This is a genomic window from Rhodococcus sp. 14-2496-1d (assembly GCF_002259365.1).
Classification (GTDB): domain Bacteria; phylum Actinomycetota; class Actinomycetes; order Mycobacteriales; family Mycobacteriaceae; genus Rhodococcoides.
The window spans coordinates 110,981-136,166 of the sequence record NZ_NPFV01000007.1 but is presented as its reverse complement, the minus strand read 5'-3'; the positions used below and the strand labels follow the sequence as shown (position 1 = coordinate 136,166).

The window sequence follows — 25,186 nt, the reverse complement described above, 5'->3', positions numbered from 1 at the left end:
GATTGACTGCGGGGAACCGGCAGCGAGGGACCGGGGAACCGGCAGCAGAGGGCGGGCCGACGATGGCTGACGTCGACGACCGGTGGCGATGGAGTGACCCCTGTCACGAACCGGCTGACCGGTCGGCTGAAACAAACTTCGAGTTCGTTTCGCGAAAGCGCATGCGCAAGCGCTTGTATGCGTCCTAGGCTCCTGCAATCGAGCGACGCGACCGCGTGGCCAGGGGACAAGGGAGTCCACATGTTCAATCACCGTCGGAAGTCCGCGCTGACGATCGGGACCGTGCTCATGGCCGGTTCGCTCGTGCTGGGTCTGACCGCCTGCAGCAGTTCGGATTCGGACAGCGTCAAGGTCGGGCTCATCACCAAGACGGACTCGAATCCGTACTTCGTGAAGCTTCGCGAGGCAGCACAGGCCAAGGCCGATTCCAGCGGAGCCGAGTTGGTGGCTCTGGCCGGCGCATTCGACGGTGACAACGAAGGACAGGTCGCGGCGATCGAGAACCTGGTCGGCCAGGGTGTGAAGGGAATTCTGATCACCCCGAACTCGTCCACCGGAGTGCTCGACGCGATCAAGAAGGCACGAGACGCCGGCGTCGTCGTCATCGCCCTCGACACCGCAACCGACCCCGAGGACGCGGTCGACGCCACGTTCGCCACCGACAACAAGGCGGCCGGAGTGAGCCAGGGTGCCTGGGTCAAGGGCACGCTCGGCACCACCGCACCCCAGGTCATCATGCTCGACGGCACCGCGGGCGGCACGGTCGACACCTTCCGTCACGACGGGTTCCTCGAAGGCATGGGTCTGACCGACAGTTCGCCGGAGATCGTGGGCCAGGAGAACACCAACGGTGATCAGACCAAGGCGCAGACCGCCATGGAGAACCTGCTGCAGCGCGCTCCGGGCGTCAACGCTCTCTACACGATCAACGAGCCTGCAGCTGCGGGTGCGTACCAGGCGATCCAGTCCGCCGGTCGCGCCGACCAGATCACCATCGGGTCGATCGACGGTAGCTGCACCGGCATCGCGAATGTGAAGTCCGGCATCATCGGCGCGACGGTGCTGCAGTTCCCCGCCAAGATGGCCGAGCAGGGCGTCGACGCAGTGGTGAAGTTCGCGCAGGACGGCACCAAGCCCAGCGGTTTCAACGACACCGGTTCGCAGCTCGTCACCGACAAGCCCGTTGCCGGAATCGATTCCCAGGACACCGCGTGGGGCGAAGCGAATTGCTGGGGCTGATCGCGAATTCCCGGACCGCCGTCGAGTACGAGGACTGATCAGTGAGTACCGAAACCGCTGCGCCTCCCAAGGCACCGAGCCGGTTCAACGTGGGAACCGTCCTGCGTGAACCGCTGCTCGGGCCGTTGGCCGCGCTCGTCATTGCCATCATCGTGTTCAGCTCTATTTCGAGCTCGTTCCTCAACCCGCAGAACGTCTCTCTGATTCTGCAGCAGTCGGTGGTGGTCGGCATTCTCGCCGTCGGCCAGACACTGATCATTCTCACGTCCGGGATCGATCTGTCGATCGGCGCGGTCGCGGTGATGGGCACCATCGTGATGGCACAGTCGGCCGGGGCGAACGGACCGGTCGTAGCGTTGGGTTCGACGCTTGCCGTGTGCGTGGCGTTCGGCGCGATCAACGGCGGATTGGTGACGGTACTGAGACTGCCGCCGTTCATCGTCACGCTCGGCACGTTCACCGCGATTCAAGCGGCCACCAGACTGTTGGCCGGATCCGAGACCTATCAGGTCCCGAGCGGGCCGCTGACTTTTCTCGGCACCTCGTTCAAGGTCGGTAGCTTCTCCACCACCTACGGCGTGGTGGTGATGCTGCTGGTGTACGCCGTGATGTGGTACGCGTTGTCCCAAACGTCCTGGGGCAGGCATATTTACGCGGTCGGCGGGAGTCCGCAGGCCTCGGACCGTTCCGGCATCAAGTCCGGTCGCGTGCTGTTCTCGGTCTACATCGTCACCGGCGTCATCGCGGCGATCGCGGCGTGGGCGGCTCTCGGACGAATCCCCAATGCCGACCCGAATGCGTATCAGAACGCCAATCTGGAAACGATCACCGCGGTGGTCATCGGTGGAACCAGCCTGTTCGGTGGCCGCGGTACCGTCATCGGAACTCTCGTCGGAACCCTGATCGTCGGTGTGTTGCGCAACGGTCTCACCCAGGCAGGCGTCGACAGCCTGTACCAGAACATCGCGACCGGCATTCTCGTCATCGTGGCGGTGGCCGTCGATCAATTCGCACGTCGGAGGTCACAGTGAACGCCCCTCTCGCTCTGGAAGCGCGTGGTCTGGTCAAGACCTACGGCAGTGTGACGGCCATCAACGGTGCAGATTTCGAGTTGCGGGCCGGTGAAGTGTTGGCGGTGATCGGCGACAACGGTGCCGGGAAGTCCAGTCTCATCAAAGCTCTGGCCGGGGCTGTCATTCCGGATTCGGGTGAGATCCTGATGAACGGATCGCCGGTGTCGTTCAAGAACACGCGCGACGCACGAGCGGCAGGCATCGAGACGGTCTATCAGGACCTGGCCGTCATTCCGGCGCTCGACATCGCCTCCAACGTCTACCTGGGGCGCGAGATCAAGCGTAAAGGCATCAGCGGCAGTCTCTTTCGACGTCTGGACATGCCGAGGATGCGAGAGGAGTCGTCGAAGCACCTGCAGGACCTCAAGATCGGCATCAAGTCGGTCAACCAGGCGGTCGAGACGCTCTCCGGTGGCCAACGTCAGGGTGTGGCCGTAGCGCGGGCAGCAGCGTTCGGCCGCGGAGTGATCATCATGGACGAGCCGACTGCCGCACTGGGTGTGCGAGAGTCGGGCATGGTGATCGATCTGATTCGCACCATTCGCGACCGCGGCATCCCTGTGGTGCTCATCAGCCACGACATGCCGCACGTGTTCGAGGTCGCCGACCGGATCCACATCCACCGCCTCGGCAAGCGGGCGGGCGTGGTCGATCCGAAGAACCGCAGTATGTCCGAGGTCGTCGCGCTCATGACCGGCGCGGAGGAGCCGACCGACGATGAACGCGCCGGGCTCTGAATCGACAAGCCCGGTCGGTGTTTTCGTCGGGCTGGCGACACTCGACGTCATCCATCGAGTGTCGGCAGCGCCCGCACCCAACCAGAAGATCACCTCGAGCGCTCAGTTCGTCGCGGCGGGAGGTCCGGCCGCCAACGCGGCCGTCACCTTTGCCGCGCTCGGCGGGACGGCCGTGCTCGTCACCGCACTCGGAGACGACCCGGTGGCCGCGCTGGTGAAGGCGGACCTGGCTGCGTTCGGCGTCCGCGTGATCGACGCGGCCGCGGACTCGAGCAGATCGGTGCCCGTCTCGGCGGTGACGGTGATCGAATCGACCGGCGACCGATCGGTCGTCTCGGCCGACGCCGTGAACTCCGACGCCTCGCCGCCGGAGGGGCTGGAGGCCGTCGTCGCCGGTGCCGACGTCGTTCTGGTCGACGGGCACCACCCCCTGATCGCCTGCGCCGCCGCGGAACATGCGGCGGCGCGGGTTACCACGTTGGTCGTGGACGCCGGTCGCTGGAAACCGGTGATGACCGAGCTGATCGAGCACGCCACGGACATGGTGTGCTCGGCGGACTTTCGCGCCCCCGGCACCTCGGACACGGCTGCGAACGCCGCGGAACTCGTTGCATCCGGTGTGCGGACCGTCGTCACCACCCACGGCGGCGAGCCCGTCGAGTGGTGGTCCGAAGGATCGACCGGATCGGTCGATGTGGAGCCGGTCGCGGTGGTCGATACTCTGGGTGCCGGGGATGCGTTCCACGGCGCGTATGCCTACTACTGCACGCAGCCGGGCTCGCTGGCCGAGCGCATCGCCAGTTCGGCTCACGTTGCCGCGCTGCGCTGCTCGGTGATCGGCCCCAGAGCATGGCTACGCGAACTTTCCATCAACGGACTCGAAAGCGACAACGGTGAGCATTGACCAGGACGTACAGGAAGCCACCCTCGACGAACTCGTGGAGCTGGCGCGACAGCTGGCCGTACCAGGTGAGCGGCGAATACTCGGCCTGACCGGTGCACCGGGTGCCGGAAAATCCACTGTGGCACAGCAACTCGTCGACGCGCTCGGGCCCGAACTCGCGGTACTGGTTCCGATGGACGGATTCCATCTCGCCAACGAGGTGTTGATCGAGCTGGGCCGGCTCGATCGCAAGGGTGCCCACGACACGTTCGACGACGGTGGATACGCGCGGTTGATCGCGGCCGTTCACGATCAGCAGCCAGGTGGTCCGCTCGTGTACGCGCCGAGATTTCGCCGAGAGATCGAGGAGTCGATCGGTTCCTCCATCCCGGTCCCGTCGACTGTTCCGCTGGTCATCACCGAAGGCAACTACCTGCTTATGGAATCCGATGCGTGGCCGGCGGCGCGGGCGATGATCGACGAAGTCTGGTTTCTGGCTCCACACACGAGAGTTCGGCACGAGCGGCTGGTGGCCAGGCACGAGGCCTACGGAAAGTCGCACGAGGACGCGGAGTTCTGGGCACTGGGATCGGACGAACGCAACGCGGAATTGATCGGGTCCACCGCACGTCGCGCCGACCGAATCCTGCGGCTGACATGACGATTGCGCAGAACCACGAGACACGACAGCGCTGGGCCGACTGACATGCCCACGATGGACGACGTCGCCCGATTGGCAGGTGTATCGGTATCGACTGTCTCGCACGTGCTCAACGGCACTCGTAACGTCAATGCCGCCACCCGGGAACGCGTCGACGCGGCGATTGCCGAGATCGGATACCGACGCAACGTCGTCGCTCGATCGCTCGCGGCAGGTCGGACTCACACCGTGGGACTGTCGATCGCCGCGTTGACCAACCCGTATTTCGGAAGCCTGGTCCATGCCGTCGAGCAGCGATTGTCCGAGGCCGGTTACGTCTTGATCCTCGGTGATTCGCACGACGAGCCCAGGTCCGAGCGGAGGGTGACGGACTCGTTGCTCGACCGTCAGGTCGACGGCATGATTCTCGCACCCGCGGCGGGCTCCGAATTCTCGACGATTCCCGAGATCGTCCGCAGTGGAACGCCTCTGGTGTTGATCGACCGGATGCTCGACGTCTCCTGCGATCAGGTGGGTCCGGAGAACGACGCGTCGGCATACGAGCTCACCACCCACCTCCTCGACGCCGGGCACCGACGTATCGCGATCGTACGCGGCATCGAAGGGATCTCCTCCACGACCGAGCGATTCGACGGCTACGCCCGCGCGCTGGCCGATCGAGGAATCGAACTCGATCCTCGACTGATTCTCGACGGCCGGTCCAACGTCGAGGTGGCCGAGTCTCGGGTGCGTGAGCTGATGTCCGGTCCGGACCGGCCGTCGGCCCTGGTGTCGATGAACAACTCGATGACGATCGGATCGCTGAAAGCTGTTCGAGGCCTGGGCTTGTCGATTCCGGCGGACCTGGCCTTCGTCTGCTACGACGACTTCGAGTGGTCGGACCTGTTCGAGCCTCGGCTCACGGCGGCAGCTCAGGACGTGCAGACCATCGGCCGAACCGCAGCCGACCTGGTTCTCCGGCGCATCGAGGGACACGAGGACGCGCCCCGATCGATCCGAGTACCGACCACCTTCACCCACCGAAATTCCTGCGGCTGCAGTGCACCTCGAGCCGACGTGCCGGCCGCACCCGAAAGATAGGACAGTTCATGCCGATTGCCAGTCCGGACCAGTACGCCGCCATGCTGGATCGCGCCAAGGAGGGCGGGTTCGCCTACCCGTCGATCAACGTCACCGGTTCACAGACACTCAACGCAGCCCTTCAGGGCTTCGCCGAGGCCGAGAGCGACGGGATCATTCAGGTATCGGTGGGCACGGCGCTCTATCTGTCCGGCAATGCGGTGCAGAACCGCTTCGCCGGCTCCAAGGCGCTCGCACAGTACGCCCACGAAGTGGCGCAGCACTATTCGATCTCGGTGGCGCTGCACACCGATCACTGCCCAGCCGAGAATCTGGACGACTGGGTGCGGCCCCTGCTGGCCGACGCCATCGACCGACGCGGACGCGGACTCGACCCGCTCTACCAATCGCACATGTGGGACGGCTCGGCGGTGCCGCTCGACGAAAACCTGCGTGTCGCTCGGGAATTGCTCGATCTGTCGATGCAGGCGAACACGATCCTCGAAATCGAGGTCGGCGTCATCGGCGGCGAGGAGGACGGCGTCTCGCACGAGATCAACGAACAGCTGTACTCGACCGTCGACGATGCTCGGGCCACGATCGCCGCGCTCGGCGCCGGGGAGCGCGGTCGCTACATGACCGCCCTGACCTTCGGCAACGTGCACGGCGTCTACAACCCCGACTCGGTGCACCTACGCCCGGAAATCCTCGCCGAGATCCAGGCCGTCGTCGGAGCCGAGACCGGTAAGGACAACCCGTTCGATCTGGTGTTCCACGGTGGATCGGGATCCAGCGCAGAAGATATCGCCTCCGCGGTCGCGAGCGGGGTGATCAAGATGAACATCGACACCGACACCCAATACGCGTTCACCCGGTCCATCGCCGGGCACATGATCAGCAAGTACGACCAAGTCCTCAAGGTCGACGGCGAGTACGGCAACAAGAAGGCCTACGACCCCCGATCGTGGGGCAAGCCGGCCGAGACGGCGATGGCGGCTCGGGTGGTCGAGGCGACGCAGATGCTGGGCTCGGCAGGTCGCACGATGCGCTGAGAATCTTTTTGGTCGAACGTGTCGAAATCTGCGGACCGGCTCCGTCCCAGGGTCGAATGCGGCAAGAATGGCCGCATCGGACGACAGGAGACACCATGGCCAAGTACCTCATGCTCAAGCACTACCGCGGAGCCCCCGAGCCTGCCGACTGGATCCCGATGGACCGGTGGACCCCAGCCGAAGTGCACGACCACATTCAGTTCATGCGAGATTTCGCCGCCGAGCTCGAGAAGACCGGCGAGTTCGTCGACGCGCAGGCCGTGGCCCCCGAGGGGACGTGGGTGCGCTCGGACGGCGAAGGAAAACCTCCGGTCACCGACGGTCCGTTCGCGGAGACCAAGGACCTCATCGCAGGTTGGATGGTGATCGACGTCGACTCCTACGAACGCGCACTCGAGCTGGCAGGGCGGCTGTCGGCAGCGCCCGGTGCCGGTGGGAAGCCGATCGACGAGTGGCTCGAACTGCGTCCGTTCATGGAGGCTCCTCCCACCATCGCCGACTGACGACCGTCGTGGATCCACGGATTCTGCGGGAACTGACGCCCGCGGTGATCGGCGTCCTCGTCCACCGCGGAGCAGATTTCGCGGCGGCCGAGGATGCTGTGCAGGAAGCTATGCTCGAGGCGATCTCGACGTGGGTCTCCGAAGCACCGACCGACCCGAAGGGCTGGTTGGTCACTGTTGCCTGGCGGAAATTTCTCGACGCGCAACGCTCCGAGAACGCGCGACGAGCACGTGAGGATCGAGTCGCCGCCCAACCGGATCCCGGCAGTGTCGGCGGCGTCGACGACACGTTGCAGTTGTTCTTCCTGTGCGCGCATCCCTCGCTCGGTCCGGCGGCAGCGGTGGCACTGACTCTGCGTGCCGTCGGGGGATTGACGACGCGGCAGATCGCGCAGGCATACCTGGTGCCGGAGAAAACCATGGCGCAACGCATCAGCCGAGCCAAGCGCACGGTGCGCGACGTGCGTTTCGACGCCCCCGGTGATGTGGGGACGGTACGACGGGTGCTGTATCTCGTCTTCAACGAGGGGTACAGCGGGGACATCGATCCGGCGGCCGAGGCGATTCGGTTGACCCGGCAGCTGGCCAGGTTGTCCGACGACGAGGAAACGGCCGAACTGTTGGCGCTGATGCTGCTTCACCACGCACGCCGTTCGGCCAGGACAGGGCCCGACGGTCACCTCATTCCTCTCGCCGAGCAGGATCGATCTCGTTGGGATACAACGCTGATCGCGGAGGGAGTGCAGATTCTGCAGACTGCGCTCGCCCGAGATCGGTTGGGAGAGTTCCAGGCGCAGGCGGCCATCGCTGCCCTGCACGCCGACGCGTCGCGTGTGGAGGAGACCGACTGGGTGCAGATCGTCGAGTGGTACGACGAGTTGCTCGCTCTCACAGGCAGTTCCGTCGTGCGGCTCAATCGAGCGGTGGCGATCGGGGAGGCCGACGGTCCGGCGGCGGGGCTTGCGGCACTGGGCGAGGTCGATTCGGCCGTCCCGCGGCACACAGCGGCGGCCGCGTACCTGCACGAGAAGTCCGGCGATCTGCAGCGTGCCGCCGAGTTGTACGTGCAGGCAGCCGAGAGGGCGTCGTCGATGTCCGAGCGGCACCACCTGACGCTGCAGGCCGCGCGGATCCGGGCCGAGTGAGCCCTCCTGGCAGTAAGCGAACGGACCGATCGGTTTTGTAATCCGATCGTTAGCGGTAGGAAGCGAAATTCGTGCGACCCTCGTGTGGTGCTTATGTTGCGTGTGGGGCAGAAGAGGAAGAAGCGGACTCGATCCGCTGCGGTCGTGGCGGCCGCGGCGGTGGCGTCGATGCTGATGACCGGAGCGTCGGTGCAGGCGCTGCCGGGGAACACGGGGTCGGCCGACGCGGCTGCGGGTGCCGTCGGCATCCATCAGGTGTCGGCGACCCGAGCGGTACTGAACGTGTTCTCCCCGTCCATGAATCGCGTCGTATCCAACGAGGTGCTGCATTCCCCCGACGACGGACCAGCACCCACTCTCGTGCTGCTCAACGGCGCGCTCGGCAACGAGGACGGCGTGGGCTGGCTCAACAATTCCGGCGTCGAGAAGTTCTTCCTCGACAAGAAGGTCACCGTGGTGGCACCGATCGGTGGCCGGTTCAGCTTCTACACCGACTGGCAGACAACGGATCCGGTGCTCGGCAGCAACAAGTGGCAGACCTACCTCACCCGCGAACTGCCCGCCGCCGTCGACGCAGCCTACGGATCGACCGGCAGGCGCGGCGTGGCAGGGCTGTCGATGAGTGGTGGTCCGGCACTCGACCTCGCGATCCAGGCCCCGAACGTGTTCGACGCGGCCGCGTCCTTCAGTGGATGTCCGGCACCGTCCACTCCGCTTGCCACGGCGGGTATATCGGCGATGATCGCCGGCGGACTCAACAATCCCTTCAATATGTGGGGGCTACCGGGAAGCCAGGGATGGCGCGATCACGACCCATCGCTCAACGTCGAGCGACTGCGCGGAACCGCGGTGTACGTCAGTTCGTCCCGCGGACTCCCGGGGCCTGTCGATCGCATTCCCGAAGGCGCGATCCCGCCCTTCGGAGGGATGGCGGTCGAAGCGATGGTCAACCACTGCACGTCGATCTTCGTCGACGCTCTGCGCCGAGCCGACGTGCCGGCGACGGTGTCCATGCGCGAGGAGGGCGCGCACACCTGGCCGCTGTTCGAGGATCAGCTACGCGAGGCGTGGTTCACCACGCTGGCACCTGCTCTGGGAACCAGGTGATTGCGCCGACACCGGCGCGGGTAAGCGCACGTGAGACATCACCGGCGAAAGGACACCCTGACCATGGCGAAAGACGAACTGCACAAGGGCGACAAGGTCGAATGGAAGACCCACGGCACCACGACCGAGGGAACGGTGGTGGAGAAGATCACCTCCGAGACCGAAGCCGCAGGCCGCACCGTGAAGGCATCGAAGGACGAGCCGCAGTACCGCGTCGAGAGTGACAAGTCGGGCAAGGACGCGGTGCACAAGCCGGACTCGCTCGACAAGAAGGACTGACGCCCGACCGAACAGCGATGCGCCCCGAGTCACGGACTCGGGGCGCATCGTGCATCTCAGGCCTGGGGCACCGAACGTTCTGCGCCCCAACTCCGCTCGATGTATCCCCGGATCCGCTCGATGTCCTCGGCGGGAATTCTCTCGGGCTCGCCGTTCTCCAGGGGATCGGTGTGGAAGATGTACAGCCGTGAGGCGAACTGGTCGAACGGCAGCGAACCCTCGCCTGCGCGTTCGCCGTTGCCCGCCGTTCCCACCACGACGCCGTCACCCCAGTCCTGGCCGCTGTCGTTGTTCGGGTTGAAGAAGTACACCCGCATGACGCCGTCGGGATCGGTGTTCACGCGCAGGATCGTGATGGCGTGCCACCCCACATACCGTGCGGCACTGTCGGTTACGGCCACACCTGCCGGTTGCGGATGGATCAACGGTTGGTGCCCGTTGTACTCCGGGTGGTACGCGGAATAGAACTGCCGCAAAAATGCGTCCAGGTCGACGAGATTGCCGGTCTCGACATCGACGTCGATGTGGAATTCGCGCGCCGACCACCATCCGTGGAACTCGGGATTGACCCAGCGGTGCGGATCACCGGGACGATCGGCGCAACGCCGGACCATCTCGGCGTAGATGCGGTCGAGGTGCGGAACCAGCAACAGCGACGCGGGATCGAGGTCCACCGGATCGGACGTGGCGACGCCGCTGACACTGTCGGTCGACGAGATCGACTGCCCCTCGAAGTGCATGACGATCTCCTCGTCACGCGCCGCCCACACCACCATCTGCAGCAGGTAGTCGGGATCGTTGTAGGCCCACATCGACAAGGCCCGCGCCGACTGACACGTCGGGTTGTCGCCCTGACCGACACCGAGGGGCTGCCCGAGCATCGAGAGCAAACCGCCGAGCAAGCGTGACTCCGGCGCGGGGACCGGCCCGAACGTCGTGATCAGTCGTTCCCGCACCGCAGGGGCGAGCTTCAACGAGATCTGTCGCCACAACGACGGCACGATCGGCGGCTGATGCAGAATTCCGCGATCGAGCAGCAGCGCCAAACCGTAGAGGCACTGCGCGGTTTCGGGGTACACCGTCTCCTCGATGAGGCGATGGACCAGTTCGGGGTACCGCGTCAGGCAGGTCCGGCCGGTGTCGGACAGACCGAGGGCCTCGGGCAGAACGTACGAGTAGTGGTCGACGAGATACTGCGTCAGCGTCGCGTGGTACGGCGAGACCAGTCCGGTGTCGTGCATCGCTCGCGCGAATCCGCGGGCCTCGAACTGCAACGCCTCGACGTCCATCGCTTCGAGCCGCGACCGGTACACCTCGACGCCCGGGTCCTCGCGGCAGGCATCGGTGGTGCCGAACAGCGCCGTGATCAATCGATCGAGGCCCTGCCCGGAGTTGCCGAGGTCCACGGTCGGGTCGTCGCGATAGATGGCGATGCGCGTGACCATCGCCTTGATGGTGTCCACCTGAATCGGACGCTGGCGCAGAATCCGCCAGATCTCCTCGACCAACTCGTCGAGCACGCTGTCGTACCCGATCTGCTGCGCGACGTAGCCGAACAGATCACGAATCAGATGCGCGGTGCGGCCCAATCGAACTCGCTCCGACTCCGACGGCGGTGTGAAGAGCACGTCGAGGTTGAGTGCGAGAACCTGCGAGAGAAATCGTCGAGCCTCCTCGGCGGTCACGGCCGGATGCTCGTACTCACCCGCGACGATCGCGATCATGCGCAGTTCGCTGGTCGCCTCGAGCACCACGGTGTCGTCGTTGCCGCTGCGCAGGCTCGGCCCCACGAACGCCGGGACGAGAATGTCCGGCTGGGCCCAGTCGGTACCTGCGAACAGTCCGGCCTGCTCGAGCATCGCGGCTCGTTCGCGAATTGCGCTGCAACCGCCGGGCTGCAACAACACTCGATGCAGGCCGTCGAGCACCCGCCGTACCTTGGTGTTCTTGCTGAACTCGGGTGCTCCGGCCAGCGCCTCGGTGGCGTGGTCCAGCTGGGCCAGCCGTGACACCAGAGCCTTGTCGACCGGTGCAGAGTCGTTCATCGTCTGCGTCGATGGTTCGTGGTCGTTGCCGAGTTGCTGCTTCACACGTAGAAGTCCAGTTCTTCCTGTTGCCTGAGCAGATCACGCATTCGGTACGGGTCCTCGCCGAAGAAGTACAGCAGGCCCCAGTGAGTACCGAATGCTGTTCTCTTGGTGACGGTTTCCTCGACCGGAGCGGACAGGTCGTTGGTCTCGTAGTAGTCGTCGTCTGCGGTGACATCGGGGATGACGAGATCGCTGACGACGCGTCGCCGCGGGTAGACGCCGAAGCATCCGGCGTGACCGGTGGCGTCGACCACCTCTCTCGGGAAGAAGGCGTCGATCTCCTCCTCGGTGGTTTTCGGGTCGAACGCCAATGCCAGGCCCTGGTACGCGTTGAAGCCGTAGGCGCGCTCGAGCAGCTCGAAGACTTTGAAACCCGGTGGCCGGTAAGCAACTTCACCGAAGTACATCTCGCCGTCGCTGGTGACGAAGTACTCGGGGTGAATGAAACCGAACTCGATGTCGAAGGCCTTGATCAGCTTCTCGATCTGCACCGTGATCTGCTCGCGGTACTTCTCCAGTTCCGGTGTGGCCGGGACGAACACCGAGTAACCGAGCCTGACGTACTCGGAGATGTTGAGGAACTTGATCTTGCCGTTGTGAATCCATGCTTCGACCGCGAATTCCCAGCCGTCGAGGTGCGATTCCATCAGCGCCGGAAATTCCTCGTCGGGAATGGAGTCGACCTCGTCAGGGGTGCGAATGACGCGGTGGCCGAGGCAACCTGCCTTGTCGAAGGCCTTGACATGAATCGGGTCGTTGGGATCGCCGTCGAGCTTGAGCAGCGTCTGGTTGACACGCTTGAGGAATCGAATGACGTCCTCACGGTCGTGGGCTTCCTCGAAGATGCCCACTCGAATGCCGCCGAGCTGAGCACGGCGCTTCATCAAGGACTTGTCGCGCAACAGCATTGCCTGACCGAACAGGCGTGGGTTGCCGAGCAACACCGAGTTGATGGCACCGGCCCACTCCACTGTCTCCTCGTACAACGGAATCGCGACGTCGACGCCCTTGGCCTGCAGGGTCTCGGCGATTTCCAGCGAGCGATCGTTGAGTCGCTCGAAGTTCCACGGGAGGTACGGAATGTCGTGCTCGGTGCAGTACGCCTCGGCCCACTCCGGAGCGACGACCACGTAGCGCCGATCGAACTTGTCCAGTGCTTCCACTGCGGCCAAACTCCAGCCCAGCAGGGCCACGAAACCTTTGTTCGGGTCTTTCTCCAGCCTGTCTGGCTGAGCCATGAAGTTCCTTCCCCTTGATGATTCATCGGTCGAGGTCCTTCGCTCCACCGTACAGAGGCGCAAACGGTCGCTCGGCACCCCTGTCGGTGACGGTGGATCACGAACCCGCCGTACGCAGGTGCTCGGTGCGGTTCACGATCGACAGATCTCCGCCGATCGTGCACGATCGTGACCGACGAGGTGCGGTGCGCGCCTACCGGGAACGAGGAGTGCGGAATGACGGTCGACAAAACCGGTGCCGAGGTCGAGATCGCCCAGCAGGCGGACCGTTTCACCGTCTCGGTGGAGGGTTCGCAGGTCGGCTTCACCGAGTTCGCCGACGACGAGCAGGGCAGGCGCATCTTCTTCCACACCGAGGTCGACGCAGCCTACGGCGGACGTGGTCTGGCAACGATTCTCGTGCAGCAGGCGCTCGACGCCACCCGTTCCGACGCCAGGCGAATCGTTCCGATCTGCGAACTGGTGGCCGCCTTCGTGGGTAAGCATCGGGAGTACGACGACATCGTCGAACCGGTCACCGACGAGATCCGGCAGTGGCTGGCCGACCGGCAGGGCTGACCGCGGGAATACCGTCGGACACCGCCGGGTTGAAGCGCGTAGAGTAGTTGCAGAGTCAACTACATTGCCGAAAGGGAGCCCATGCCCGCAGTGACGGTCGACAACATCCTCGCGTTGCCCCGCATCCCCATGCCCGACGCCACCGCCGTCCCCCGGCCGGTCCGGTCGGTCACGACGGCACCGACGGGATACGAGGGGGAGGGCTTTCCCGTTCGCAGAGCATTCGCCGGGCTGGACATGTCGTCCCTCGACCCGTTCATTCACATGGATCAGATGGGCGAGGTGAATTACGCGCCCGGTGAGCCGAAGGGGACGCCGTGGCATCCGCACCGCGGGTTCGAGACGGTGACCTACATGATCGATGGGATCATGGAGCACAAGGACTCCCACGGCGGCGGCGGAATCATCAGCGGTGGCGACACCCAGTGGATGACGGCGGGCGGTGGCATTCTGCACATCGAGGCTCCGCCCGAGCATCTGGTGATGTCGGGCGGGCTGTTCCACGGTGTGCAGCTCTGGGTCAATCTGCCGCGCGAGAACAAGATGGCGCATCCGCGTTACCAGGACATCACCGGGAGCAAGGTGGCGCTGGCGTCGAGTCCGGACGGCGGTGCGCTGGTGCGTGTCATCGCCGGCGAGATCGCCGGTCTGCAGGGACCGGGTTCGACGTACACCCCGATTGCGCTCTCGCACAGCACGATCGCGCCGGAAGCGGCGCTGACGCTGCCGTGGAATCGAGAATTCAACGCACTCGTCTATGTTCTCGCGGGAGAGGGCACGGTGGGCGCGGAGAAGCGTCCGATCAGGATGGGGCAGACGGCACTGTTCGGCCGCGGCGACACCATCGAGATGTCCGCATCCGCGGTGGGGGAGTCGCTCGAGGTGTTCGTTCTGGGTGGCCGGCCGATTCGGGAACCCGTCGCGATGGCAGGCCCGTTCGTGATGAACACCAAGTCCGAAGTGCTGCAGGCGTTCGAGGATTACCAGGCCGGTCGGCTCGGAGTCCCCGTCGAGTAATCGCGCCTACCGTGCAACGATCTCCGGCATGAGCGACGCAGAACCCGGTATCGGTGGAACACGGCTGTACAGCCGATTGGTCACCCGCGCGGACGGCCCGCTCGAGCCCGCGCGGGCGGCCAGGAGGCTTTCCGCCTACGTCTACGGAAACATCCTGGTCCTCGCGGCGGTCGCAGCATCGACGCCCAGCTCGATCGAGCACGGAACGGCGGCTGTTCTGGTTCTGGCCACTGCGGTGACGACGTTTCTGGCGCATGTGTTCGCGGATTTCGTCGCGGGCAGTCAGATCCCCGAAGCGCACGGTGATGCCACCGACGAGCAACGCAAGTTCAAGGCCGTCGAGGAATTTCGCGATGCCGTTCCCATCCTGAGTTCCGGCACCGTCCCTGCGTTGATGCTGGCCCTCGGTTGGTTGGCGGTGCTCCCGGGCCAATGGTCGGAACTGCTGGCCGGCGCAGTGATCGTGGTGCGCATCGCCACGATTCAGATGGTCACCCAGCGAATTCGCGGCAATCGGTTGACCTTCCGTGCCTTTCTGGGTGGCCTGGCCACCGCTGCGGTTGCTGCGTCGATCGTGCTGGCGAAGGTGTTCCTGGGGCACTAGCTCCCGAACTCGGCGTACAACTCCGGTAGGAAGCCCGCGAGATGGTTCATCTCCTGTCCGCAGTGCAGCAGGAGGTCTCGGGCGAGATCGAGGCCAAGAACGAGGTCCGTCGGGTCCACCGACGCCCCACGGCCGACGGCGCACGCGGCCTGCTTGACGTCCGGTACGTGGAGCCCTCGTAGGTTCAGGAAGAAGCGGCTACGCATCTCGGCACCACCGTCGACAGGGCGCACCTGGTGGGCCAGCCAGCCCAGATCCACCGGTGCGATGGAACTGCCCACTCGGCCGAAGACGATCGTCTGATCTGCGGGAACGTCGAATCCGTGCGCGATCGGATCGCGAAAGGCAATGCCCAGCTGCTGCAGCTTCGGACCGACGTATTCGTCCACGAACGTCGTGTTGCCGATGTACTTGGCCTTGTCGGGAATGTCGAGTGACGTTCGATCCTCGGCGAAGTCCGCGTAGAGGTGGGCATCGGGATGCCACAGCTTGTATCGCGCGGACTCGGTGGAATGCCAGCCGAACCACCAGTCCCACATCGCTGCCGTCACGCGCGGCATCACCGTACGGACCGCTACGAACGTCACCCCGTCGGCGCGGCGACCGTATCCGGTCTCGATCGTGGAGTAGCCGGTGGACGCGAGATCGGTTGTGATCGCATCGAATCCGGGGATCGACTCGGGCGCTAGGGCAGGTCCCGCGTAGGCGTCCGCGACGACTGCCGGTGCGGGCGTCGTCCTCGGTGCCATGTATCGGGCATACGGCAGGTTTCGATCGTCCTCGCGGTAGCCCTGGTAGCGCTCGGTGCACTGGCCGCCCGAGCCGGTCGCCGGGGCCGCTGCCGCCTTGGCGACCGGGCCGACGACGGCGATGGTGGCCGCGGCGGCCGCTCCGATCATGATCTGGCGTCTGGTGGGCCCCCGGCCCGTGTTCCCCCCGATGCTCAACATCGGTTGAGACTAGGTCTCGGAATCGACGGATGTCAACGGCCTGGCACTACACTGCGCGGTATGAGGTCGGCACACTCCAAGGACGACGAGTCGAGAGTGCGTCGGCGCGACGAGATCGCCACTGCCGCCATCGAGGTGCTCGCCACGCAGGGGCTGCGCGGCTTGACCCACCGGGCGGTGGACGCCGCAGCGGGACTCGGCCCCGGATCGGTGAACTACCACGCGCCCACCCGGAGTCGGCTGCTTCACCTGGCTCTCGGTCAACTGTTCGTCCGCGACTTCGAGGTTGCCGGAGCGACGTTCGGCACCCTGGTGGACGTCAAACCGCTCACCGTCGACGTCGTGATATCCCACATCATCGACTTCATCGACGCCATGACATCGGCGGACGCGGTCAAACGGGTGATCGCGCGCCACATCATGCTCGGCGAGGCGCAGCACGACGACGAAATCCGCGAGTTGTTCGACAGTCAACGTGCAGCGTTCGTCACCTACACCCAGTGGATCGTCGCCTCGCTGGACTCCGAGGATCCACCCTCCGACGCCGAAACTCTCGTGGTGATGATCGAAGGTCTCGTTCAGCGGCAAGTGCTGATCGGATCGCGACTTTCCCCCACCTTCATCGAGCAGATGTTGCGCAAGATCATCGTGGCCTCGCCGTTGGTCGAGGGCTGACCGGGGGACGTTGCTTCATCCCAGCAGCGTGCGACGCTCGGTGTGGGTGAAGGTGAAGATCGTTGCGCCGAAGCTGAGCAGTGCGGTCAGAAGCAGCACCTGGGGTCCGGTGATGACGACGCCGATGAAGGCTCCGATCGCTCCGCCCAACGCGAACGATCCGAGAAGGGCTGTGTAGCACAGCCAGTCGTAGCGCGTTCCCCCGCCGAACAGGTGCCGTTCGATACCCTGGCCCAGCTTCACCAGCGTTCCGGTGACGTAGCTCAGCGGAATGTAGGTCTCTTCCTTCTTCGTGAACGCGGTGTTGAGTGCGCCGAGTGCGAAGGCCACCAACAGAATCGGGTAGAAGTTCACGTTCGCCGACGACCATCCCGAGATGGCGATGTCGATGGCTCCCGCTCCGGCGAGCGCGATCGTGGTCAGCACCGTTGCTCCGTGGGGATGGTTCGACCAGTACCGACGGCGGCAGATCGACGAGATCACCACCCCGGCCAGAAAAGAGCCCATGAGCGCGAGAGCCGCTATCGGTGAGGCGCCCGGGGTGACCTCCTTGCCCTCGGGGTGCCCGAAGTGCCCGACGACAGCACGTTCGGTGTTGCCGGTCATGAAGGTCACGAAGTAGCCGGCGGAATGCAAGAACGCCACTGCGCCCACCATCCCGGCCAGTCCGGACAATATCCAGGACAGACGAGCTTCGGGACCGACTGCTGTGTCGCGGCTGATTGCCACCGGAGAAGTCATGACTCGATTCTCCTGGCTACGGGCGAACCGGCAAATCTTTGAGTTGTCAATCACATAACCGACGCCGATTCACCATTCGCCACCATTCCGCGATGCATCACCCTGTTTCCCACGACTCCGCTGTGATCGGCTCGATGCATCACACATCGGTTGTCCCACATCACCACATCGCCGGGTGCCCACGCATGCCGCAACAGGTTGGTTTCGCGAGTCGAGTGCTCGAACAGCACTTGCACGGTCTCGTGCGCCTCCTCGGAGGACATTCCACTGATCGCGACGCACCGCGCCGGTGCCGACAACGCCAGTGCAGTGCGCCCGGACACGGGATGCACTGCGAACAGGGGATGTTCGGCACTGGAATCGGTGTCCGACGCCACCCCGGTCACTCGATGCGTCACGGTTCGTCCGGCCAGGTTCGCTTTCAGGTCGGCGGGCAGTGTGTCGTAGGCCTTGTACTGATCGCTGAACAGCGTGCTGCCTCCAACTTCCGGTACCTCGACCGCGCGTAACGCGGTGTAGGCAGGCGGATTCGGCACATACGTGGTGTCGACGTGGAACGTCGACTTCGGCGGTGTGGTTCGGCCGACGTTGCTGATGACGTTCAGATCGGGGAAGCCCGGCACCGGCGTCTCGCCCTCGGTGAACATCATGTCGCCGAACCGTCGGAGAAACGCCAGGAAACCCGCGTCGTCCAAGGGCTGCTCGCGCAGAATCAGCACGCCGTGTTCGGCCAACAGGGCTCGCAGTTCTTCGGTGTCGGTAGAGCTCAGGTCCAGCTCGACGATCTCGATTCCCAACGTCACGAGGACAGCTCCTTCACCGACAGTTCGTCGAGCGATCGTGCGAACAGTTCGTCGACGGCGATGCCCGCCGCCGAGGCCATCACCGCGAGCACGCTCGACGGCGAGTACGAGCAGTACAGGCCGGCCTCGAGGAACCACGGCTCCCCGTCGGGGTCGATTCGGAAGTCGAAGAGACCGTAGTGTCGGCAGCCGAGAGAGCGATAGCACGATCGTGCTGCGGCCCAGACCTTCTCGGTGATCGGATCGGAGACGTCGACCATCCACGCCTTGGTCTGCTCCTTCGCGACCAGGTACAGATCTCCGTCCGAGGTGCGATTCAACTTGTCGGCGCTGGTGCGGATCGACTCGACGGCGTACTCCTCGAGCGGAAGACAGATCAGCTCGTCGCCTCGGGCGATGATGCCGCACCGTACCTCCCGGCCGAGTGGAACGTACGACTCCACCAGTGCCGCAGACGAGTACGCCAGAGCCTCGCTCACTGCGGTTGCCAGACGGTCGGATTCGCGAACGAGCGCGACGCCCATCGAGTTGTCCGAGTCCACCGGCTTGACGACCACGGGCAGATCGACGTCGATGTCGTCGCCGCAGCGGACCACCACCCCGGTGGGTACGGCGACCCCGGCCGCAGCGACGACGGCTCGGGCACGGGCCTTGTCCGCCGTCATCGCCATCACGTCCGGACCGTTGCCCACGTACGGCACGCCCAACAGATCGAACAGACTGCGGTACGTCGTCATCCCGGGCAGACAGAACATCTGCGGCACCATGACGTCGAAATGCCACGACGACATGATTTCCACTGCCTGTGCCAACGACATCTGCTGCGCCGCAGCCACACTGGCGGCATCGATCGCGCCGGGGAAGCTCCAGAGCCCACCGGGGGAGACGAACGCCACCTCGAACCGGTAGTCGGGATTCCCGCCGAGCGCGTCGAGGAATCCGCCCGCGTACACCCGTGACAGATCGCAATGGAACTCGTCCACCGACGATCCGACCAACACCAGTACCGACAGGGTCATCAGTCGCCTCCTTTCTCCACGAGCTTGCCGATGTTGAAGTCGATGCGCGACCAGCCACGTCGCGCCAGCAGATTGCGCAGCAACAGGGACGGGATCTGGAGGTGGTGCACGAGAAAGTACGGCAGAGGATCCCATCCGGTCAGGATGGCGTCCTTGCCGCGGAAGATGCTGCGAAGGCGAGCTTTTCGGTTGCCCTCGGAGAACAAGCGCCATATCTCGTGGTAGATCCAGTAGGTCGGCCGAGCCGTCGGACGCGGCACGATCACCGGGTGGCCGTCGTCGAGATACGCGGCCACCAGGTCGGGATGGTCGTAGAACATCGTGATGGCCGAGTGGGTGCGGGGGTTGCATTCGATCGCGTAGATGTGGCCGTCGGCGGCGGATTCTATGAAGTCGAACGACAGCTGGCCGGTCACGTCCAGCGAGGAGACGAATGTTTCCACCCAGCGCAGGATGTCCGGCTTGTCCACCATCTCGTAGTTGACCTGGAACGCCGAGGACACGCAACAGCCGTACACCTGCAGCCGACCCTGGCGTACCGTGCCGTGCGTGCAGTACTCCTGACCTGCGATGAACTCCTGCAGAATCCACGGATCGTCGTCCGTGATGTGCAGGCTCCTGGCGAACGACGAGTTCCGCTCCGGTGTGCGTGCCGACAACCGCGTCAGGTCCATTCGCCCGACCGGGTTGTACGAGATCCGTTTCAGAATGTATTCGCGACCCGGCGGAAACTCGAAGTCGTCGATCTGGGCGGGATCGGTGATCCGCCGGAAGTCGGGCACGCGAAGTCCCAACGATGTTGCGTGCTCGGAGAATCGGGACTTGTCGTCGACCATTCGCACGGTGTCCGCGTCGCCGTGGATCACTTCGCAGTGCGGGTCGAGCACGGCCCTGGCGTCTGCGTCGTGAATGCTCGCCGCAGGGCTGGCCACGGGGACGAAGACATCGACGTTCTCGCGTCGCACGATGTCCAGCAGAGCCTGCGCGTATCCCGGGGCACCCGGATCGGGTACACAGTGAAATCGGTCGACGGCCCGGGAGAACCGGTGGCCGGTGAAGCGGTACTTGGCCGATTCCACCAGGATCACCCGATGCCCGGCGAGGTGAAAGGAGCGAGCGAGCTGCAGTGCCTTGGTCATCTTGCCGCCGCTGATCAACACCGTTCTGGGTGACTCGGATCGGCGGGTGGGCGGCGCAGTGCCACCGATCGCGGCCACCGCCGTCGCCGCGAGGTCGACGGGCAGGGTGGCCGCGAGACCGAGCAGCGCGGCAACCGTACGAATCATGTTCGACGGATGAGCGTGACGCCGTCGCGCAGAGGAAGCAGAACCTGCTCCACGCGAGGGTCTTTCGCTACGTAGTCGTTGAATTCGGCGACGGCCCTGCCGTTCTCGGTGGGCTGCTCGCTGTACGGCTGGCCCTGCAGCAGGGTGTTGTCGACCGCGATCACGGCGTTCTCGGCGAGCAGTTCGCTACCGAGCAGGTACTCCACGTAGGCGCGGTACCCGGTTTTGTCGGCGTCGATGAACACCAGGTCGAACCGACCGTCGAGCCGTCGAAGGGTCTCCAGTGCCGGACCGACCTCCACCGTGATGGACGAGCCGGCAGGTGATTCCGCGAAGCAGGACTGCGCGAACTCGGCCACGTACGGATCCACCTCGCACGCCACCACCTCACCGCCTGCAGGCAGAGCCTCGGCCATCGCCAGTGCCGAATAGCCGGTGAACATACCGATCTCGAGTACCCGCTTCGCCCCGGTCATGTGCACGAGAAACGCGAGGAAGCGTCCCTCCACGTGGCCGGAGAGCATCTCCATCTCCAGGGGCCCCGAGCCGGAGACCACGTCGCGTGATCTCCAGTCCTCGGTGCGGGTCCGCGACGCCAGTGTCGCCAGCGCTGCGGATTGGGAGGTGGTACAGGTGTCGAGATACGGGTCGAGTCCCGCTGCGAGATCGCGGGCTCGATGAACACGGGTGGTCAGCTCGTCGGTCACCCCGGCACCGGCGTCGAGCAGATCTGCTATCTCGCTCAGCTCACGCGCCAGAATGGTCGTCGGGGTCACCGGTCGCGGGGCCTTCGTCACGGCGTCGGCGCGGTGAACGTGTCGAGGCCCTCGCCTGCCCGGGGGAAGTCCAGGCAGATCTTCTTGTGCAGCGTCAGGACATCGGCCAGCTCCGCTGCGTCGAGGTCGTTGAGGAAGCGGCACGTGCCGATCGGATCGGGCACCGCGGCACGCAGGATCCCGTCGCGTGTCTTGAGGATCGATGCCGTTGCCTCGGAGAGCAATTCGGGTGTCAGGTAGGGGCTGTCCAGGGCCAGGCCGATGCTGGACATCACACCGAGCACGCGATCGCGGTCGGCCGTGGACAGATGTCCGCGTTGCTCGGCGACGGTCGTCGAGAGCGCCATGTCGATGTTGATCGCGTGACCGTGGAAGAACGGTGCAGGCGGGGTCAGCTCGAGCGTCGGACTCCAGGTGTGACCGAAGGCGATGACGCGATCGAGATCGATCTCGTGCAGATTGGGGGCCTCGAGTTCGAGCATCGTCGCGATCGCCGAGTAGGTCAGTTTGTCTGCGACCGAACGTAATTCCGCTGTTCCGTCGAGATGGCCGAATCGGGTTCGCAGCAGTTCGGGCCCATACTGTTCGAGCATCTCGAAGATTTCCAGATTGCCGACCACGGAGATCTTGATCAGCTCGGCCATGCCGTTGCGCACCTGGTCCTCGGGCAGCGTGCCGAGGAACGAGAAGTCCAGCAGCACCTTCTGTGACGCGTGGTAGGCACCGAGGCGGTTCTTGTGCTTTCCGTAGTTGACGGCCACCTTGATGGACACGCTTGCATCGATCAAGCCGATCAGGGTGGTGGGAATGCGGATGTACGGGGTGTTGCGGCGGTAGCTGGCGCACGCGAATCCTGCTACGTCCGTTGTCAGTCCGCCGCCCACAACCAGTACCGGCTCGGTGCGGACCAGACCGAATGCATCGAACTCACCCACGATGCGCTCGAAGGTCTCCAGCGACTTGGCGGTCTCCGCGATGTGCACCGGAACCACCGTCAGTGCGATCTCGTGGTGATCGAAGTATGCGCTGATCCGGTCGCCGTAGATGTCGTGCACCGCTTCGTCGACGACCATCAGCGCGCGACCGTACGGCCGGTAGCTGTCGGCCAATTCGGTGTTCTCGATCGCGAACACCCCGTCGACGTAGATCAGGTCGTACTCGATGCGCTCGTATCCCTCGACGCGAAACGACCTGTCCCCGGCAACGACCTGGGCCTGAAGATTGCTCACTGGTTACTCCTGGAGGATTGGATGAAAAGGTCAGACAAAACGCGCGCTCCGCAGGTCGGGCTCAGGCGGAGAGCAGAGCTCGGACGCGCTCGGGATCGAGTGCATCGACGGTCTCGGTGGCCGAGTCGAATTCGGTGCCCGCAGTGTTCTCGTTGGGGAATGCCACACAGGTGATGCCCGCAGCCGCTGCCGCCTGGACACCGCCGGCGTTGTCTTCGATGGCCACACTGTCGGACGCGTTCTCGCCCAGCGTCTTCAGCGCGTACTGGTACGAGGCGGGGTCGGGCTTTCCCGGCTCGACCGAGGTGGCGTCGACGATGACGTCGAACGAGTCGGCGGTGAGTTCGGGAGACAGAGCCGCGAGGAGCGCGTCGATGTTCTCTCGCGAGGTCGTCGTCACGAAGCCGACTTTGAGGCCGTTCGCTTTGGCGGAGTCGATCGTGTCGGCGACTCCCGGACGTGTCTTGACGTCGGACTCGCCGATCAGTCGTTGGAAGATCTCCGATTTGGTGGCGTGTACTGCCTCGGCGTCCACCTCGGTTCCGGTCTCGGACGCGTATTCGCTGATGCGGTCGGCACCACCGTTCGAGCCGAGCATGGCCCGGTAGTCGTCCCGGGACCAGTTCCAGTTCAGATCGTGCGCTGTGAACGCCTCGTTGAACGAGCGACGCTGCAGTTCGGACGTGTCGACGAGTGTGCTGATCGAGCCGAACAGAATTGCGGGCATGGTTGCCTTTCGGAGCGAGAGACGTTGTACCAGTCAACGTCTCGCGTAAGCGCGATGGGGTGAGTTGGTTCGGGGGGTATGCCCCATCGGAGTCGAACGGGAAACCTTCGAATTTTTTTCGGCCGAGCGATCGTCAGCGGGGCCGCACGGGTGCAGCCAGAATGGTCGGTGTCGAGCGGCCGCGCAGTGTCACCGTCTCGCCCGTCGTCCAATGCGTGCGTTCGTCGTCGGATGCGTGATCGAGCACCGTCGACGACGTGAGCACATCGGTGTCGGGGTCATCCTTGGCGAGATCGGTGAGCCGGGCCGCCTGGTTCACCGTGTCGCCGATGACGGTGTACTCGAAACGCGACTCGGCGCCGATGTTGCCTGCGATGACCGATCCGTACGTGACTCCGATGCCCAACTCGTAGTCGCCGTCGATGGACAGTTCGGCCGCCAGGGTGCGCGCGGTGCGTAGTGCGGCGGTCGCGGGATCCGGGTGATCGACCGGAGCACCGAAGATCAGCAATGCGGCATCACCCTCGAACTTGTTGACGAATCCGCCGCCTCGCTCGCCGTGCTCCACGACGACCGCGAAAAATCGATTGAGCCAGTCCACCACGGCCTCGGCCGATTCTCGTTCGGCGCGAGCCGTCGAACCCACGAGATCGACGAACAGCACCGCCACAGTCCGATTCTCGCCGCCGAGGCGGGGTGCGCTCGCGAGCGCTCGTTGGGCGACGTCCTGGCCCACGTGGCGACCGAACAGTGATCGGAGACGTTCGCGCTCGTCCAGTCCGACCACCATCTTGTTGAACCCGTTCTGCAAACGGCCGATCTCGGAGGCGTCGTAGACGTCGACACGGGTATCGGTCGCCCCGGCTTCGACGCGTTGCATGGCGCTGCTGACCTGCTGTAGCGGGTCCGAGACGGAGCGTCCGACCAGAAACATGCCGCCGAATCCGACGACCAGGGCAACCGCGGAGAGCGACACCATCGCGGGGGAAAGATCGACGTCGGGAGGGATGACGGTGTCGATCAACCTGCCGAGTCCGATGAGGCCCAACCCGAGAACGGGAATCGCTGTGCTCAGGACCCAGATGAGAACGACACGAAGCCGAACACCGAGAGCTGCGGAATCGGTGACCGCACCGACGTCCATCACCGCGGCTGTGATCGGGCGAAGAGTTCGTTCGGCCACCAGGTAACCCAGCGAGCACGTTGCCAAGCCGCCGAAGCTGACGGCGATCGCCACGATGATCGACAGCGCGGCACCGGCCGACGCATTGACCGAGACGAACACCGCGACGCCGAGCGCCCACAGCAGAACGTGGACGCCGAGTTGACGCAACGGGAGTCGGACGACGGCGATCGCGGTCTCGTCCGTCGGCGTTCCTCCGGTGTGCAGCCACCGAATCAGGGGTGCTGCGACGCGGAGCCCGAGCCCGATACCGATGGCTATCGCGACCGGTAGGTACACGAAGAACGCCAGGTAATTTCGGTCCGACAGGATCTCTTCGGAACCGACCGGCAGCGGCAGGACGAAGCGCGCCAATACGAACACGATGACGGCCCCGATGGCGTTGGCCGACACCATTCCCACCGCGTACAGACGCATGGGTCTGCGTTCGAGGGCAGATCGCAGGGCGGCGATCACCGGTGGTTCTCCGTGTTCGGCACGCTCGAACTCTAGGGGTCCGGCGAAAAGAATCCAGGAACTTCTGCCCGAACGACTACCTGTGTCGCTGAGTAC

26 protein-coding genes are annotated in these 25,186 nt (G+C 64.7%); 15 read left to right on the top strand and 11 right to left on the bottom strand.

Annotation, left to right across the window (positions count from 1 at the left end):
* Positions 1-240 precede the first annotated feature (240 nt).
* The 11 genes from CH296_RS04825 (at position 241) to CH296_RS04775 (ending at position 9,738) form a co-directional block, all read left to right on the top strand.
* Positions 241-1,239 (top strand): substrate-binding domain-containing protein, encoded by a 999-nt coding sequence (locus tag CH296_RS04825; protein WP_032396008.1) that lies wholly within the window; start codon positions 241-243, stop codon positions 1,237-1,239.
* Between the two features lie 41 nt (positions 1,240-1,280).
* Positions 1,281-2,270, top strand: a complete 990-nt coding sequence (locus tag CH296_RS04820) for an ABC transporter permease (RefSeq protein ID WP_032396007.1) — start codon at positions 1,281-1,283, stop codon at positions 2,268-2,270.
* Positions 2,267-3,049, top strand: coding sequence for an ATP-binding cassette domain-containing protein (locus CH296_RS04815; RefSeq protein WP_032396006.1), 783 nt, complete (start codon positions 2,267-2,269; stop codon positions 3,047-3,049). The genes CH296_RS04820 and CH296_RS04815 overlap by 4 nt, the downstream gene beginning before the upstream one ends.
* Complete coding sequence (locus CH296_RS04810; RefSeq protein ID WP_094684144.1) at positions 3,030-3,953, top strand: PfkB family carbohydrate kinase; 924 nt, start codon at positions 3,030-3,032, stop codon at positions 3,951-3,953. The genes CH296_RS04815 and CH296_RS04810 overlap by 20 nt, the downstream gene beginning before the upstream one ends.
* On the top strand, positions 3,943-4,593 hold the full coding sequence (locus CH296_RS04805) for a nucleoside/nucleotide kinase family protein (protein ID WP_094684143.1): 651 nt from the start codon (positions 3,943-3,945) through the stop codon (positions 4,591-4,593). Before CH296_RS04810 ends, CH296_RS04805 begins: the two co-directional genes overlap by 11 nt.
* 45 nt (positions 4,594-4,638) lie before the next feature.
* A complete protein-coding gene (locus tag CH296_RS04800; RefSeq protein WP_032396003.1) occupies positions 4,639-5,673 on the top strand; it encodes a LacI family DNA-binding transcriptional regulator in 1,035 nt (344 codons plus the stop codon).
* A gap of 8 nt (positions 5,674-5,681) precedes the next feature.
* Positions 5,682-6,704 carry a class II fructose-bisphosphate aldolase gene (gene fbaA, locus CH296_RS04795; protein ID WP_032396002.1) on the top strand — a complete coding sequence of 341 codons (1,023 nt, stop codon included), beginning with the start codon at positions 5,682-5,684 and terminating at the stop codon, positions 6,702-6,704.
* A 95-nt stretch (positions 6,705-6,799) separates the two neighbouring features.
* A complete protein-coding gene (locus CH296_RS04790; RefSeq protein WP_094684142.1) occupies positions 6,800-7,207 on the top strand; it encodes a YciI family protein in 408 nt (135 codons plus the stop codon).
* 8 nt (positions 7,208-7,215) lie between these two features.
* Complete coding sequence (locus CH296_RS04785; RefSeq protein ID WP_094684141.1) at positions 7,216-8,352, top strand: RNA polymerase sigma factor; 1,137 nt, start codon at positions 7,216-7,218, stop codon at positions 8,350-8,352.
* A gap of 93 nt (positions 8,353-8,445) precedes the next feature.
* A complete protein-coding gene (locus tag CH296_RS04780) occupies positions 8,446-9,459 on the top strand; it encodes an alpha/beta hydrolase family protein (protein ID WP_256980336.1) in 1,014 nt (337 codons plus the stop codon).
* 63 nt (positions 9,460-9,522) lie between these two features.
* Positions 9,523-9,738, top strand: coding sequence for a DUF2945 domain-containing protein (locus tag CH296_RS04775; protein ID WP_037194440.1), 216 nt, complete (start codon positions 9,523-9,525; stop codon positions 9,736-9,738).
* A gap of 56 nt (positions 9,739-9,794) precedes the next feature.
* Here CH296_RS04775 and CH296_RS04770 read toward each other — a convergent pair whose 3' ends face one another.
* Entirely contained in the window at positions 9,795-11,783 is a 1,989-nt protein-coding gene (locus CH296_RS04770) for a hypothetical protein (RefSeq protein WP_094684154.1), read from the bottom strand.
* A gap of 41 nt (positions 11,784-11,824) precedes the next feature.
* On the bottom strand, positions 11,825-13,066 hold the full coding sequence (locus tag CH296_RS04765) for an acetyl-CoA carboxylase biotin carboxylase subunit family protein (protein ID WP_094630393.1): 1,242 nt from the start codon (positions 13,064-13,066) through the stop codon (positions 11,825-11,827).
* Positions 13,067-13,282: 216 nt separating this feature from the next.
* Between CH296_RS04765 and CH296_RS04760 the strand changes: the two genes are divergently transcribed.
* The 3 genes from CH296_RS04760 (at position 13,283) to CH296_RS04750 (ending at position 15,245) form a co-directional block, all read left to right on the top strand.
* Positions 13,283-13,624 carry a GNAT family N-acetyltransferase gene (locus CH296_RS04760; protein ID WP_094681896.1) on the top strand — a complete coding sequence of 114 codons (342 nt, stop codon included), beginning with the start codon at positions 13,283-13,285 and terminating at the stop codon, positions 13,622-13,624.
* 81 nt (positions 13,625-13,705) lie between these two features.
* On the top strand, positions 13,706-14,641 hold the full coding sequence (locus CH296_RS04755; RefSeq protein WP_094684140.1) for a pirin family protein: 936 nt from the start codon (positions 13,706-13,708) through the stop codon (positions 14,639-14,641).
* A 28-nt stretch (positions 14,642-14,669) separates the two neighbouring features.
* Positions 14,670-15,245 carry a hypothetical protein gene (locus tag CH296_RS04750; protein WP_094684139.1) on the top strand — a complete coding sequence of 192 codons (576 nt, stop codon included), beginning with the start codon at positions 14,670-14,672 and terminating at the stop codon, positions 15,243-15,245.
* Here the strand turns inward: CH296_RS04750 and CH296_RS04745 are convergent.
* Positions 15,242-16,195 carry a DAPG hydrolase family protein gene (locus CH296_RS04745; RefSeq protein WP_256980335.1) on the bottom strand — a complete coding sequence of 318 codons (954 nt, stop codon included), beginning with the start codon at positions 16,193-16,195 and terminating at the stop codon, positions 15,242-15,244. The genes CH296_RS04750 and CH296_RS04745 overlap by 4 nt on opposite strands.
* Before the next feature lie 60 nt (positions 16,196-16,255).
* On the opposite strand from CH296_RS04745, the gene CH296_RS04740 reads away from it, so the two are divergent.
* On the top strand, positions 16,256-16,870 hold the full coding sequence (locus CH296_RS04740) for a TetR/AcrR family transcriptional regulator (protein WP_052049656.1): 615 nt from the start codon (positions 16,256-16,258) through the stop codon (positions 16,868-16,870).
* 15 nt (positions 16,871-16,885) lie between these two features.
* Here CH296_RS04740 and CH296_RS04735 read toward each other — a convergent pair whose 3' ends face one another.
* The 8 genes from CH296_RS04735 to CH296_RS04700 all read right to left on the bottom strand — a co-directional run bounded on the left by CH296_RS04735 (position 16,886) and on the right by CH296_RS04700 (position 25,090).
* Complete coding sequence (locus CH296_RS04735; protein WP_045196782.1) at positions 16,886-17,611, bottom strand: YoaK family protein; 726 nt, start codon at positions 17,609-17,611, stop codon at positions 16,886-16,888.
* A 50-nt stretch (positions 17,612-17,661) separates the two neighbouring features.
* A complete protein-coding gene (locus CH296_RS04730) occupies positions 17,662-18,414 on the bottom strand; it encodes a TauD/TfdA family dioxygenase (protein WP_094684138.1) in 753 nt (250 codons plus the stop codon).
* The gene (locus tag CH296_RS04725) at positions 18,411-19,433 is read right to left on the bottom strand and encodes a D-alanine--D-alanine ligase (protein ID WP_094656511.1); all 1,023 of its coding nucleotides are present in this window, start codon (positions 19,431-19,433) and stop codon (positions 18,411-18,413) included. The genes CH296_RS04730 and CH296_RS04725 overlap by 4 nt, the downstream gene beginning before the upstream one ends.
* Entirely contained in the window at positions 19,433-20,719 is a 1,287-nt protein-coding gene (locus CH296_RS04720) for an ATP-grasp enzyme (protein ID WP_094684137.1), read from the bottom strand. The genes CH296_RS04725 and CH296_RS04720 overlap by 1 nt, the downstream gene beginning before the upstream one ends.
* Positions 20,716-21,495: an O-methyltransferase gene (locus tag CH296_RS04715; protein ID WP_045200333.1), complete on the bottom strand. Its 780-nt coding sequence runs from the start codon at positions 21,493-21,495 to the stop codon at positions 20,716-20,718. The genes CH296_RS04720 and CH296_RS04715 overlap by 4 nt, the downstream gene beginning before the upstream one ends.
* A 17-nt stretch (positions 21,496-21,512) precedes the next feature.
* Positions 21,513-22,724, bottom strand: coding sequence for a sedoheptulose 7-phosphate cyclase (locus tag CH296_RS04710; protein ID WP_094684136.1), 1,212 nt, complete (start codon positions 22,722-22,724; stop codon positions 21,513-21,515).
* Between the two features lie 61 nt (positions 22,725-22,785).
* Entirely contained in the window at positions 22,786-23,451 is a 666-nt protein-coding gene (locus CH296_RS04705) for an HAD-IA family hydrolase (RefSeq protein WP_094684135.1), read from the bottom strand.
* Positions 23,452-23,584: 133 nt separating this feature from the next.
* Positions 23,585-25,090 carry an adenylate/guanylate cyclase domain-containing protein gene (locus CH296_RS04700; RefSeq protein ID WP_052683790.1) on the bottom strand — a complete coding sequence of 502 codons (1,506 nt, stop codon included), beginning with the start codon at positions 25,088-25,090 and terminating at the stop codon, positions 23,585-23,587.
* Positions 25,091-25,186 lie beyond the last annotated feature (96 nt).

What these genes read in the sequence shown, in the direction of transcription:
- CH296_RS04825 (WP_032396008.1), top strand. Translation starts at nt 241, where the DNA reads ATGTTCAATCACCGTCGGAAGTCCGCGCTGACGATCGGGACCGTGCTC.
- CH296_RS04810 (WP_094684144.1), top strand. Translation starts at nt 3,030, where the DNA reads ATGAACGCGCCGGGCTCTGAATCGACAAGCCCGGTCGGTGTTTTCGTC.
- CH296_RS04800 (WP_032396003.1), top strand. Translation starts at nt 4,639, where the DNA reads ATGCCCACGATGGACGACGTCGCCCGATTGGCAGGTGTATCGGTATCG.
- fbaA (WP_032396002.1), top strand. Translation starts at nt 5,682, where the DNA reads ATGCCGATTGCCAGTCCGGACCAGTACGCCGCCATGCTGGATCGCGCC.
- CH296_RS04790 (WP_094684142.1), top strand. Translation starts at nt 6,800, where the DNA reads ATGGCCAAGTACCTCATGCTCAAGCACTACCGCGGAGCCCCCGAGCCT.
- CH296_RS04780 (WP_256980336.1), top strand. Translation starts at nt 8,446, where the DNA reads ATGTTGCGTGTGGGGCAGAAGAGGAAGAAGCGGACTCGATCCGCTGCG.
- CH296_RS04775 (WP_037194440.1), top strand. Translation starts at nt 9,523, where the DNA reads ATGGCGAAAGACGAACTGCACAAGGGCGACAAGGTCGAATGGAAGACC.
- CH296_RS04770 (WP_094684154.1), bottom strand. Translation starts at nt 11,783, where the DNA reads ATGAACGACTCTGCACCGGTCGACAAGGCTCTGGTGTCACGGCTGGCC.
- CH296_RS04765 (WP_094630393.1), bottom strand. Translation starts at nt 13,066, where the DNA reads ATGGCTCAGCCAGACAGGCTGGAGAAAGACCCGAACAAAGGTTTCGTG.
- CH296_RS04760 (WP_094681896.1), top strand. Translation starts at nt 13,283, where the DNA reads ATGACGGTCGACAAAACCGGTGCCGAGGTCGAGATCGCCCAGCAGGCG.
- CH296_RS04755 (WP_094684140.1), top strand. Translation starts at nt 13,706, where the DNA reads ATGCCCGCAGTGACGGTCGACAACATCCTCGCGTTGCCCCGCATCCCC.
- CH296_RS04750 (WP_094684139.1), top strand. Translation starts at nt 14,670, where the DNA reads ATGAGCGACGCAGAACCCGGTATCGGTGGAACACGGCTGTACAGCCGA.
- CH296_RS04745 (WP_256980335.1), bottom strand. Translation starts at nt 16,195, where the DNA reads ATGTTGAGCATCGGGGGGAACACGGGCCGGGGGCCCACCAGACGCCAG.
- CH296_RS04740 (WP_052049656.1), top strand. Translation starts at nt 16,256, where the DNA reads ATGAGGTCGGCACACTCCAAGGACGACGAGTCGAGAGTGCGTCGGCGC.
- CH296_RS04735 (WP_045196782.1), bottom strand. Translation starts at nt 17,611, where the DNA reads ATGACTTCTCCGGTGGCAATCAGCCGCGACACAGCAGTCGGTCCCGAA.
- CH296_RS04725 (WP_094656511.1), bottom strand. Translation starts at nt 19,433, where the DNA reads ATGACCCTGTCGGTACTGGTGTTGGTCGGATCGTCGGTGGACGAGTTC.
- CH296_RS04720 (WP_094684137.1), bottom strand. Translation starts at nt 20,719, where the DNA reads ATGATTCGTACGGTTGCCGCGCTGCTCGGTCTCGCGGCCACCCTGCCC.
- CH296_RS04705 (WP_094684135.1), bottom strand. Translation starts at nt 23,451, where the DNA reads ATGCCCGCAATTCTGTTCGGCTCGATCAGCACACTCGTCGACACGTCC.